Source organism: Marinobacter alkalisoli (assembly GCF_045449855.1).
Lineage (GTDB): Bacteria > Pseudomonadota > Gammaproteobacteria > Pseudomonadales > Oleiphilaceae > Marinobacter.
On the sequence record NZ_JBJJLC010000003.1, the window covers coordinates 125,579 to 138,036 of the forward strand.

The 12,458-nt window shown below is 56.7% G+C and carries 9 protein-coding genes; 7 read left to right on the plus strand and 2 right to left on the minus strand.

Annotated elements, in window-relative coordinates; all coding sequences use genetic code 11:
- The first annotated feature begins 148 nt into the window (after positions 1-148).
- The 3 genes from fadB (at position 149) to topA (ending at position 6,392) form a co-directional block, all read left to right on the plus strand.
- Entirely contained in the window at positions 149-2,296 is a 2,148-nt protein-coding gene (gene fadB / locus ACJO5Y_RS00730) for a fatty acid oxidation complex subunit alpha FadB (protein WP_406984269.1), read from the plus strand.
- A gap of 33 nt (positions 2,297-2,329) precedes the next feature.
- The gene (gene fadA / locus ACJO5Y_RS00735; RefSeq protein WP_406984270.1) at positions 2,330-3,505 is read left to right on the plus strand and encodes an acetyl-CoA C-acyltransferase FadA; all 1,176 of its coding nucleotides are present in this window, start codon (positions 2,330-2,332) and stop codon (positions 3,503-3,505) included.
- Between the two features lie 247 nt (positions 3,506-3,752).
- Positions 3,753-6,392 (plus strand): type I DNA topoisomerase, encoded by a 2,640-nt coding sequence (gene topA, locus ACJO5Y_RS00740; RefSeq protein ID WP_406984271.1) that lies wholly within the window; start codon positions 3,753-3,755, stop codon positions 6,390-6,392.
- Positions 6,393-6,437: 45 nt separating this feature from the next.
- Here topA and ACJO5Y_RS00745 read toward each other — a convergent pair whose 3' ends face one another.
- A complete protein-coding gene (locus ACJO5Y_RS00745) occupies positions 6,438-7,313 on the minus strand; it encodes an NAD(P)-dependent oxidoreductase (RefSeq protein ID WP_406984272.1) in 876 nt (291 codons plus the stop codon).
- Between the two features lie 115 nt (positions 7,314-7,428).
- Complete coding sequence (gene gltA / locus ACJO5Y_RS00750) at positions 7,429-8,703, minus strand: citrate synthase (RefSeq protein ID WP_406984273.1); 1,275 nt, start codon at positions 8,701-8,703, stop codon at positions 7,429-7,431.
- A gap of 483 nt (positions 8,704-9,186) precedes the next feature.
- Between gltA and sdhC the strand changes: the two genes are divergently transcribed.
- Genes sdhC through ACJO5Y_RS00770 form a run of 4 tightly spaced genes read left to right on the plus strand, consistent with a single transcriptional unit; the run spans position 9,187 to position 12,400 of the window.
- Positions 9,187-9,567 (plus strand): succinate dehydrogenase, cytochrome b556 subunit, encoded by a 381-nt coding sequence (gene sdhC, locus ACJO5Y_RS00755; RefSeq protein WP_406984274.1) that lies wholly within the window; start codon positions 9,187-9,189, stop codon positions 9,565-9,567.
- Entirely contained in the window at positions 9,555-9,905 is a 351-nt protein-coding gene (sdhD, locus tag ACJO5Y_RS00760; RefSeq protein WP_406984275.1) for a succinate dehydrogenase, hydrophobic membrane anchor protein, read from the plus strand. Before sdhC ends, sdhD begins: the two co-directional genes overlap by 13 nt.
- Before the next feature lie 3 nt (positions 9,906-9,908).
- Positions 9,909-11,681 carry a succinate dehydrogenase flavoprotein subunit gene (gene sdhA, locus ACJO5Y_RS00765; protein ID WP_406984276.1) on the plus strand — a complete coding sequence of 591 codons (1,773 nt, stop codon included), beginning with the start codon at positions 9,909-9,911 and terminating at the stop codon, positions 11,679-11,681.
- 14 nt (positions 11,682-11,695) lie between these two features.
- Complete coding sequence (locus tag ACJO5Y_RS00770; RefSeq protein WP_406984277.1) at positions 11,696-12,400, plus strand: succinate dehydrogenase iron-sulfur subunit; 705 nt, start codon at positions 11,696-11,698, stop codon at positions 12,398-12,400.
- Positions 12,401-12,458 lie beyond the last annotated feature (58 nt).

A 12,458-nucleotide genomic window follows, 5' to 3' on the forward strand; every position in this document is an offset into this window, starting at 1 on the left:
TGTGCCCTCTCGATTCAAACGACTGTATGAATTTTGGATCGGTTTATCGGGCAGTGACCGAAATCTCGCTGCATCCGCAGGCGCTTGCCAGCTACTGAATTGGCGAGACGCCTGCAAGCAGTTCCAAACACAGACTGGAGATCAGTTGATGATTTACGAAGGTAAAGCCATCACGGTTAAAGAGATCGAAGGCGGGATCGCTCAGTTGAACTTTGACTTGCAGGGCGAGTCTGTCAACAAGTTCAACCGTCTCACCATCGAAGAACTGGGCGCCGCAGCTGAAGCACTCAAATCCCAGAAGAATCTGAAGGGTCTGGTCGTAACCAGCTCCAAGGACAGTTTTATTGTCGGTGCTGACATCACCGAGTTTACCGAGCTGTTTGCCGGTACCGAAGAAGACCTCATCGCCAACAACCTGAAGGCCAATGAAGTTTTCAACGCTATTGAAGACCTGCCGTTCCCGACGGTTACCGCCATCAACGGTATTGCACTGGGCGGTGGATTCGAGATGTGCCTGGCGACCGACTACCGTGTTATGGCTCCGAAGGCCAAGGTAGGTCTGCCAGAGGTCAAGCTGGGCATCTTCCCGGGCTTCGGCGGCACCGTACGCCTGTCCCGTCTGGTGGGCGTGGATAACGCCATCGAATGGATCAGCGGTGGTACCGAAAATCGCGCTGATGCCGCTCTGAAAGTAGGCGCTGTTGATGCTGTTGTAGAAGCCGACAAGCTGGTAGAAGCGGCTGTTGCCATTATCGAACAGTGCAACGAAGGCAAGCTGGACAACCAAGCTCGTCGCGAAGAGAAGAAGGGCAAGATCAAGCTCAACGCCATGGAAAGCATGATGGCGTTCGAGATTTCCAAGGCGTTCGTCGCTGGCAAGGCTGGCAAGAACTACCCGGCGCCGGTTGAAGCCATCAAGGTGATGCAGAAGCACGCCGGTATGACCCGTGACAAGGCCATCGAGGTGGAAGCCAAGGGTTTCGCCAAAATGGCCAAGACCAACGTGGCGGCCTGCCTGGTTGGCCTGTTCCTGAACGATCAGGCTCTCAAGAAGAAAGCCAGCGCCTGGGAGAAGGAAGCCGCAGACGTGAAACTGGCCGCCGTATTGGGTGCCGGCATCATGGGTGGTGGTGTGGCTTACCAGTCCGCACTGAAGGGCACACCGATCATCATGAAGGACATTGCTCAGGAGGGTATCGCCCTGGGTCTGAAGGAAGCCAAGAAGCTTCTGTCCAAGCGTGTTGATAAGGGCAAGATGGACGCCGGCAAAATGGCCGACGTGCTCAACAGCATTACTCCGACCCTGAACTACGGTGATTTCAAGAACGTAGACCTGGTTGTTGAAGCCGTTGTTGAAAACCCGAAGGTGAAAGACGCCGTGCTGCGTGAGACCGAAGAGATGGTTCGCGACGATGCCATCCTGACCTCCAACACCTCTACGATTTCCATCGACCTTCTGGCCAAGAACCTGAAGCGTCCGGAAAACTTCTGTGGCATGCACTTCTTCAACCCGGTGCATATGATGCCGCTGGTTGAGGTTATTCGTGGCTCGAAGACCAGCGACCGCGCTATCGCGACCACCGTTGCTTACGCCAAGGCCATGGGCAAGACCCCAATCGTGGTCAACGATTGCCCGGGCTTCCTGGTTAACCGTGTACTGTTCCCGTATTTCGGCGGCTTCGCTGGCCTGCTGCGTGACGGTGCGGACTTCCAGAAAGTCGACAAGGTGATGGAAAAGTTCGGTTGGCCGATGGGCCCCGCGTACCTGTTGGACGTGGTTGGCATGGACACCGCCAAGCACGCCGACGAGGTCATGGCGGAAGGCTTCCCGGAACGCATGAAGTCTGACTTCAAGTCCGGTGTCGAAGTGATGTTCGAGAACAACCGTTACGGACAGAAGAACGACAAGGGCTTCTACAAGTACGAACTGGACCGCAAGGGCAAGCAGAAGAAAATTGTCGACGAAGAGGTCTACAAACTGCTTGAGCCGGTTGTTCAGGGTAAGAACGATTTCAGCGACGAAGACATCATCGCCCGTATGATGATTCCTCTGTGTCTTGAAACCGTTCGCTGTCTGGAAGACGGCATTGTCGAGGATCCGGCAGATGCTGATATGGGTCTTATCTTCGGTATCGGCTTCCCGCCGTTCCGCGGTGGCGCCCTGCGCTATATCGACGACATGGGTGTAGACAAGTTCGTCGAACTGGCAGACAAGTTTGCAGATCTTGGTCCCCTGTACCATCCGACCGAGAAGCTGCGTGAAATGGCCAAGACTGGCGAAAAGTTCTTTGGCTAACCCTGAACGAGATTTCCGAACGGAGAAAGATCTATGAGCCTTAATCCGAGAGACGTTGTCGTCGTCGATTGCGTGCGGACTCCGATGGGGCGTGCCAAAAACGGCTGCTTCCGTAACGTGCGTGCCGAGACTCTGTCTGCCGCGCTGATCGAAGCACTGTTTGAGCGCAACCCGAAGCTCGACGCGAAAGAAGTTGAAGACGTGATTTGGGGCTGTGTTAACCAGACCAAAGAACAGGGCTTCAACGTGGCGCGTCAGATTTCACTGCTGACCCGCATCCCGCACGAATCTGCGGCACAGACCGTCAACCGTCTGTGTGGGTCCGCCATGAGCGCGATCCACACCGCCGCCCAGGCGATCCAGACCGGCAACGGTGATGTGTTCGTGGTTGGTGGTGTTGAGCACATGGGCCACGTGCCCATGACCGCCGGTTTTGATCATAACCCGGCTGCTTCCAAGTATACCGCCAAGGCGTCCAACATGATGGGCCTGACCGCGGAAATGCTGGCGAAGATGCACGGTATCACCCGTGAGCAGCAGGATGAGTTTGGCGCGCGTTCTCACCGCCTGGCCCACGAAGCGACTGTAGAAGGCCGCTTCAAGAACGAAATCGTGCCCATCGAAGGTCACGATGAGAATGGCTTCAAGGTGCTGATCGAGAACGACGAAACCATTCGTCCTGAGACCACTGCCGAGTCCCTGGGCCAACTGAAGCCGGCGTTCGATCCGAAGAACGGTACCGTGACTGCGGGTACCTCTTCACAGCTGACAGACGGCGCGGCAGCCATGGTTATGATGTCTGCAGAGCGTGCTGAAGCGCTGGGCCTGAAGCCGATTGCCAGGGTTCGCGGCATGGCGGTTGCCGGCTGTGATCCCGCAATTATGGGTTACGGACCGGTTCCTGCCACCAAGAAGGCGCTGAAGCGTGCAGGCCTGAAAGTCGAGGACATCGACTTCTGGGAACTGAACGAAGCCTTTGCTGGTCAGTCCCTGCCGGTTCTGAAAGACCTGAAACTGCTGGGCGTGATGGAAGAGAAAGTGAACCTGAACGGCGGCGCGATTGCCCTGGGCCATCCGCTGGGCTGCTCCGGTGCACGTATCTCCACAACCCTGCTGAACGTTATGCAGGCCAAGGGCGGTAAGCTTGGTGTATCCACCATGTGTATCGGCCTGGGTCAGGGCATTGCGACGGTATGGGAGCGTCTCTGATTCGGTAGGCCGAATTGGTAACGCTGTCCTGAAGGCCCGGCAATTGCCGGGCCTTCCTGTTTATGCTTCCTTTAAAAAAGCAGGGCGGAAACTAAAGAATGGGTTGTCTTGCTTTTCTTGACCCTGTAAAACAATGCACCTATACAATGTGGCGGCTATTGAGTGTTTTCTAGCCGACTGATTTTACAGCGAGTTTACGGTTTGCTGATTTTTTAACCGATTATCGCCAAGGATACAGATCTCCGATATGGGTAAAAGTCTCGTTATTGTCGAGTCGCCAGCGAAAGCGAAGACCATCAACAAATATCTGGGCTCCGACTTCATTGTGAAGTCGAGCGTCGGGCATATTCGTGATCTTCCGGTCAGCGGCAGTGGCTCTCAGTCAGATCCCAAAGAACGTGCGAAACAGGCGGCAGCGACTCGCAAGATGAATCCGGAAGAGAAGGCCGCGCACAAGAAGCGTAAGGCCCGCGAGCAGCTGGTTGCCCGTATGGGCGTGGACCCGGATCATGACTGGAGCGCGCGGTACGAGATCCTGCCCGGAAAGGAAAAGGTCGTCAGTGAGCTCAAGCGCCTGGCGAAATCCGCAGACCATATCTATCTGGCAACGGATTTGGACCGTGAAGGGGAGGCGATCGCCTGGCACCTTCAGCAAACCATTGGCGGCGAGTCTGACAAGTATCGCCGTGTTGTCTTCAACGAGATTACCAAACGCGCCATTCAGGCGGCCTTTGAAGATCCGGGCAATCTGGATAACAACCGTGTGAATGCCCAGCAGGCGCGGCGTTTCCTGGACCGGGTCGTGGGTTACATGGTGTCGCCGCTGCTGTGGGCCAAGATTGCCCGGGGTCTGTCGGCAGGTCGTGTCCAGTCTGTGGCGGTACGCCTGATCGTTGAGCGTGAGCGCGAGATCCGCAAGTTCATTCCTGAGGAGTTCTGGCAACTGCACGCGGACCTTGGTGCCAAGCAGGCGAAAGAGCCAGTGCGCTTCGAGGTGACCCGTTACCAGGACAAGCCTTACCGTCCTGAGAATGAGCAGCAAAGCAAAGAGCATGTCGATCGCCTGAAAGGGGGCTCGTTCCGCGTAGCCAAGCGGGAAGACAAGCCGACAAAGTCACGGCCGTCAGCACCTTTTATCACGTCCACACTGCAGCAGGCCGCCAGTAACCGCATGGGCTTCAGCGTCAAGAAAACCATGATGCTGGCGCAGCGGCTCTATGAAGCCGGCTATATCACCTACATGCGGACGGATTCCACCAACCTGAGCCAGGATGCCGTTGGTAGCTGTCGGGACTTTATCAAGAAGCAGTTCGGCGATCGCTACCTGCCGGAGAACCCCAGGGTCTATGGCAGCAAGGAGGGCGCTCAGGAAGCCCACGAGGCGATTCGCCCGACGGAAGTGAGTCGCAGGTCGGCTGACATTAGCGGCCTGGAGAAGGACGCTGAGAAGCTCTATGACCTGATCTGGCGACAGTTCCTTGCCTGTCAGATGGCGGACGCTGAGTTCCTGAGCACCTCGATCGTGGTGGCCAACGGGGATTACGAGCTACGTACCCGCGGCCGCATCATCAAGTTTGACGGCTTCCTCAAGGCCGCGCCCCAGTCTGCGAAGAAAGACGAGGATGTGGCACTGCCAGACATCAAGGTTGATGAGTCTCTGGATCTGGCCAAACTCGACCCGAGCCAGCACTTTACCAAGCCCGCGCCCCGCTATACGGAGGCGAGCCTGGTCAAGGAGCTGGAGAAGCAGGGGATTGGTCGTCCATCCACCTACGCCTCCATTATTTCCACCATTCAGGACCGAGGCTACGTCCGGCTGCAGAACCGCCGTTTCTACGCTGAGAAAATGGGCGAGATTGTCACCGAGCGCCTGTCCGAGTCCTTCCCGAACCTGATGGACTTCGATTTCACCGCGAAGATGGAAGACGAGCTGGATGACATCGCCGAAGGTGAGGTGGACTGGAAAAAAGTACTGAACGACTTCTACGGCCGTTTCCGCAAACAACTGGAGACCGCTGAAGGTAGCGAAGAAGGGGGGATGCGCGCCAATACCCCCACAGAGACGGACATTCCGTGCCCGACCTGTAGTCGTCCGATGCAGATTCGCGTTGCCAGCACCGGTGTGTTCCTGGGGTGCTCCGGTTACTCGCTGCCACCGAAGGAGCGCTGCAAGACCACCATCAACCTGGTGTCAGGGGATGAGGTGGTCAGCGCCGATGATGACGTGGAAGGCGAGGGCGAAACCCGCCTGCTGCGCAAGAAGCGCCGTTGCCCGAAATGCGGAACCGCCATGGACAGCTACCTGGTGGATGAAGGTCGCAAACTGCATGTGTGTGGCAACAACCCGGACTGTTCCGGTTTCGAGGTGGAGAAGGGCACCTTCCGCATCAAGGGCTATGAAGGTCCGACGCTGGACTGTGACAAGTGCGGCTCCGAGATGCAGCTGAAAACCGGCCGTTTCGGCAAGTATTTTGGCTGTACCAACACCGAGTGCAAAAACACCCGCAAACTGCTCAAAAGTGGCGAGCCAGCTCCGCCCAAGATGGATCCGGTGCCGATGCCGGAGCTGCAGTGCCAGAAGGTGGACGATACCTACGTACTGCGGGACGGCGCTTCCGGTCTGTTCCTGGCGGCCAGCAAGTTCCCGAAGAACCGGGAAACCCGGCCACCGCTGGTGATGGAGATCAAGCCGCACCGGAAGGAAATCGACCCGAAATACGATTACCTGATGGACGCGCCCGAGCGTGATCCGGAAGGCAATCCGACGGTGATCCGCTACAGCCGCAAGAGCAAGGAGCAGTACGTCATGTCCGAGAAAGAGGGCAAGGCGACGGGCTGGTCGGCGTGGTATGTCAACGGGAAGTGGCAGCCTAAGGAGAAGAAGTAGGAGAGAGGTTCACCCCCTCTCCCGCTAGGGGAGAGGGGGCGGGCCCTACCTCAACTTCCGTAAGCGCTGAATCAGCGAGGAAGTATCCCAGCGGCGCCCCCCCATATCCTGGATATCCCCATAGAACTGGTCCACCAATGCCGTTACAGGTAGCTTGGCGCCGTTCTGGCGGGCCTCCTCAAGACACATCCCCAGATCCTTGCGCATCCAGTCAACGGCAAAGCCGTAGTCGAACTTACCGTCGATCATGGTCCCGGAGCGGTTATCCATCTGCCAGGACTGAGCAGCCCCCTTGGAAATCACATCCACTACCTTGCGTACATCAAGCTCGGCCTGCTCGGCGAAATGCAGCGCCTCGGAAAGGCCTTGTACCAGTCCCGCAATGGCAATCTGGTTGACCATCTTGGTTTTCTGGCCGCTGCCGGCCGGCCCCATCAGGTTAAGGGCCTTGGAGTAGCACTCCAGAGCGGGCTTTGCCCGTTCGAACATCTCCGGCTCACCACCACACATGATGGTGAGTTGACCGTTTTCTGCACCTTGCTGACCGCCGGAAACTGGTGCATCGATAAAACCCTGATGCTTTGCTTTCGCTGATTGTGCGAGCTGTTCTGCGATGCCCGCGGATGCGGTGGTGTGGTCCACCAGGATGGCGCCTTCGGGGGCATTTGAAATAATGCCCTCGTTACCCTCATAGATTGCGTCCAGATCCTTGTCCGCCCCCACGCATGTCAGCACGATGTCGGCATTCTGGACGGCTTCGGCAATGGACTGGCAGGCGGTTCCTGAATAGTCCCTTGCCCAAGCTTCAGCCTTGGAAAAGGTCCGGTTCCAGACCCTGACGTTATATCCGGCGTTTGCCAGATGGCCTGCCATGGGATAGCCCATGACGCCCAGTCCGATAAAGACGGCTGTGGTGGTCATTCATCCTCTCCTGAACGTTGTTCTATTCGGGTTAACTTATCACAGGCCCCATACCCACACACAAAAAAAGGCCGCTGAGTCAGCGGCCTTTTCGGGGTTTCGGTTTCCCGGGTGATTACTTTTTGTCGTAATCGCGGCTTTCGGGACCGGTATACAGCTGGCGAGGGCGACCAATGCGGTAATCGCCGGACACCATTTCGTTCCAGTGGGAGAACCAGCCGATGGTGCGTGACATGGCAAAAATCACTGTGAACATGGACGTGGGGATACCGATGGCTTTCAGAATCAGGCCGGAGTAGAAGTCCACGTTCGGGTACAGTTTGCGCTGGACGAAGTATTCGTCTTCCAGTGCGATCTTCTCCAGGCGCTGGGCAATCTTCAGAAGCGGATCGTTTTCCAGGCCCAGCTCGGTCAGCACTTCGTGAGCGGTTTCTGCCATCACTTTGGCGCGCGGGTCGAAGTTCTTGTAAACCCGGTGGCCAAAGCCCATCAGGCGGAACGGGTCGTCCTTGTCCTTGGCCTTGGCGATGAACTTCTCGATGTTTTTCTCGTCACCGATTTCAGCCAGCATGTCCAGAACAGCTTCGTTGGCGCCGCCGTGAGCCGGACCCCAGAGGGCAGCAATGCCGGACGCAATACAGGCGTATGGATTGGCACCGGTGGAGCCGGCCAGACGCACGGTAGAGGTTGAAGCGTTCTGCTCGTGATCGGCGTGCAGGATGAAGATCTTGTCCATGGCTTTCGCCAGGATCGGGTTCGGCTTGTACTCTTCACAGGGCACGCCAAACATCATCTGCAGGAAGTTCTCGGAGTATGAGAGTTCGTTGCGCGGGTACATGAACGGCTGGCCGATGCTGTACTTGTAGCACCAGGCGGCGATCGTCGGCATTTTGGCGATCAGGCGGTGTGCAGTGATTTCGCGCTGGTGTACGTCAGTCACATCCATCTGGTCGTGATAGAACGCGGACAGGGCGCCCACCACACCACACATGATCGCCATCGGATGCGCATCCCGGCGGAAGCCCTGGAAGAAATTGCGCATCTGGTCGTGCAGCATGGTGTGGTTTTTGATGGTGTCGTGGAACTTGCTGTTTTCTTCTGCGGTCGGCAGTTCGCCGTTCAGCAGGAGGTAGCAGACTTCCAGGTAATCGGAATTTTCCGCCAGTTGTTCGATGGGGTAGCCGCGGTGAAGCAGAACACCGTTGGCGCCATCAATGTAGGTAATCTTGGATTCGCAGGCTGCGGTGGATACAAAACCTGGATCGTAGGTAAATACGCCTTCCTGGACCAGACTCCGTACGTCGATAACGTCGGGGCCGACGGTGCCTGAGTAAACCGGTAGCTCAATGGACTTGTCACCCACCGAGAGCGTGGCTTTCCTGTCGGTCATGGTGCTCTCCTATATATCAGCTTTGACAGCTTTTCAGTATTTGGATGCGCTAGAAGGCGCGTATTATCGCAAAACTGGCGGCAAAATATAGGGCGTTGGCTTTTTTTGTCAATGGAAGAGGGCGGAAAAACCATTATTTGACATTCCATGTAAATGAGGGAATTCACGAATATGGCCGTTTTCAGGGCAAAATTAATTTTGTCAATAATTCTTATAGCCGGTGCAAGGCCGCTGATTACAGGCGCTTGGGCGAGTTGCGCGTTTGTAATTAACAGGGGTACTCCTTATAATCCGTAGCCCGGAATCGGGGATAGACCTTGTCTGGGCGCCTTCCAATGTCGGTAGCGCCGGGCGGGCGGGTGTATTCTCCCTCCTGAGCCAATCGTGTGCCGGTTTCGTATCAGCACACCGATCCTTACATACCAACTATCCGCACCGGTCACTTCGACTGATTGTGGAACCAAGAGAGAGTGTGAGAGCGCTGTGAATAGCAAACGACCAGTTAATCTCGATCTCGGCAAGTTTCATTTTCCGCTGCCAGCCATTACGTCCATATTGCACCGTATCAGCGGCATCATCATTTTTGTTGGTGTTGCGTTCCTGCTTTACGGGCTCCAGCTTTCCCTGTCCGGGGAAGAAGGCTTCAGTCGCGTCGATGAATTGCTGAACAGCTTCCTTGCAAAGCTGATCATCTGGGGCATTTTGTCTGCTCTGCTTTACCACCTGGTGGCAGGTATCAAACACCTGTTGATGGATATGGGTATTGGTGAAGAACTCGAAAGTGGCCGCCTCGCCGCGAAAATCACCATTGTGGTTTCCGTTATTCTCATTGTTCTGGCTGGAGTCTGGGTATGGGCAGCGTAAATAGCGTAACGAATCTTGGTCGTAGTGGTGTTTTTGATTGGCTGATTCAGCGTGTCACTGCCTATGTTCTGGCACTCTACACATTGTTCCTGCTGGGCTTCATGGTGTTCAGCGACGTGAACTACGAGACCTGGTCGGCATTGTTCGGGCAGACCTGGTTCCGCATCTTCACCCTGCTGGCGCTTCTGTCTCTTGGCGCTCACGCATGGGTAGGGCTCTGGACGGTCACTACGGATTACATCAAGGCCATGGCGCCGCGTTTCCTGGTGCAGGCGGCGTGTGGTCTGGTCATGTTCGTCTATGTGGTCTGGGGCATTCAGATTCTTTGGGGGCTTTAATCGATGGCTAATATCAAGACCATGTCTTACGACGCGATTGTTATCGGTGGTGGCGGTGCCGGTATGCGAGCCGCCCTGCAGCTGACCGAGTCAGGCGTCAACACTGCGTGTATCACAAAAGTATTTCCGACCCGTTCCCACACGGTATCCGCCCAGGGCGGGATCACCTGCGCCATCGCCAGCGCGGATCCTAACGATGACTGGCGCTGGCACATGTACGACACCGTTAAGGGGTCTGATTACATTGGTGACCAGGATGCCATCGAGTACATGTGTTCTGTCGGCCCCCAGGCGGTGTTCGAGCTTGAGCACATGGGGCTGCCGTTCTCCCGGACCGAGCAGGGCCGTATCTATCAGCGTCCGTTCGGTGGTCAGTCCAAGGATTATGGTAAGGGCGGTCAGGCTGCCCGTACCTGTGCCGCAGCCGACCGTACCGGTCACGCACTGCTGCACACCCTTTATCAGGCCAACCTGAAAGGCGGCACCACGTTCCTTAACGAGTGGTACGCCGTTGATCTGGTCAAGAACAGTAAAGACGAAGTGGTTGGTGTTGTCGCCATCGAAATCGAAACCGGCGAAGTGGCCTACATCAAGTGTAAGGCAACGGTTCTCGCCACTGGCGGCGCCGGTCGTATCTACTCGTCTACCACCAACGCCCTGATCAACACCGGTGACGGTATTGGCATGGCGCTGCGCGCGGGCTACCCGGTGCAGGATATGGAGATGTGGCAGTTCCACCCGACCGGGATCCACGGTGCCGGTACGCTGGTAACGGAAGGTTGTCGGGGTGAGGGCGGTTACCTCATCAACGCCGAGGGTGAGCGTTTCATGGAGCGTTACGCTCCGAACGCGAAGGATCTGGCTGGTCGTGATGTTGTTGCCCGCTCCATGGTTATCGAGATCCTTGAAGGCCGCGGCTGTGGTCCCGACAAGGATCACGTGCTGTTGAAACTGGATCACCTGGGTGAAGAAACCCTGAACCTGCGTCTGCCGGGTATCTGTGAGCTGTCCCGCACCTTTGCCCACGTGGATCCGGTGAAAGAGCCGATTCCGGTTGTGCCGACCTGTCACTACATGATGGGTGGTATTCCGACCAATGTCGGCGGTCAGGCCCTGACTCTGGACGAGAATGGCAAAGATAAGCCGATTCCCGGTCTGTTTGCCTGTGGTGAGGCTGCCTGTGTATCCGTACACGGCGCCAACCGTCTGGGTGGTAACTCCCTGCTGGATCTGGTGGTCTTTGGTCGTGCGGCGGGTCTGCACATTGAAGAGCAGCTTCGTGGCGGCTTTGAAGTCGATGGCGCCAGCGAGGATGACATCAAGCGTGCCATGGCTCGCCTTGATCGCCTGAACAGCGCCTCTGAAGGCGAAAGCGTTGCCGAGGTCCGCAAGGACCTGCAGAACTGCATGCAGCTATACTTCGGTGTGTTCCGTGACGGTACCAGCATGGAAGAGGGTCTGAAGAAGCTCGAATCCATCGGGGAGCGTGTGCGCAAGACCAAGCTGGCTGATACCAGCAGCGCGTTCAACACCGCGCGGATCGAAGCGCTGGAGCTGGACAACCTCTACGAAGTTGCCCTGGCGACGGCTATCTCTGCCTTTGAGCGTAAGGAAAGCCGTGGTGCCCATGCCCGTAACGACTTCACAGAGCGTGATGACGAGAACTGGCTGAAGCACTCCGTATACTTCCCGCTCGAGAAGCGTGTTGGCAAGCGTGACGTGAACTTCGCACCGAAGACCGTCGACACCTTCCAGCCGAAGATCCGGACTTACTAAGGGGGACGCACGAAATGTTGGTAAGCCTTTATCGTTATAACCCGGAAACTGACAACGCGCCCTACATGCAGGACGTGGAGCTGGAGCTTCCGGAAGGCAAGGACCTGATGGTTCTGGATGTCCTGAACCTGCTGAAGGAAAAGGACCCGTCGGTTGCTTATCGTCGTTCCTGCCGCGAGGGTGTTTGCGGCTCTGACGGCATGAACATGAACGGCAAGAATGGTCTGGCGTGCATCACGCCCATGTCCCAGGTGCTGAAGAACAACAAGCTTGTTCTTCGCCCGCTGCCGGGGCTCCCGGTCATCCGGGATCTGGTGGTGGACATGAGTCTGTTCTACAAGCAGTACGAAAAGGTCATGCCGTACCTTGTAAACGACCAGCCGGCACCTGCCATTGAACGTCTGCAGTCTCCCGAGGACCGGGAGAAGCTGGACGGCCTGTACGAGTGTATTCTCTGTGCCTGCTGCTCCACCGCTTGCCCGTCATTCTGGTGGAACCCGGACAAGTTCGTTGGTCCGGCCGGTCTGCTTCAGGCCTACCGCTTCCTGGCGGACAGCCGTGATACCGCCCAGGCAGAGCGTCTTGCCAATCTGGATGACCCGTTCAGCGTCTTCCGCTGCCGGGGCATTATGAACTGTGTCAGCGTTTGTCCGAAAGGCCTGAACCCCACAAGGGCAATCGGCCATATCCGGAACCTTCTGCTCCAGCGGGCGACTTAAAAGCAGAAAATAAAACAAACGCTATACTGTTCTGATCAATTAGCATCCGGAAGGCCCC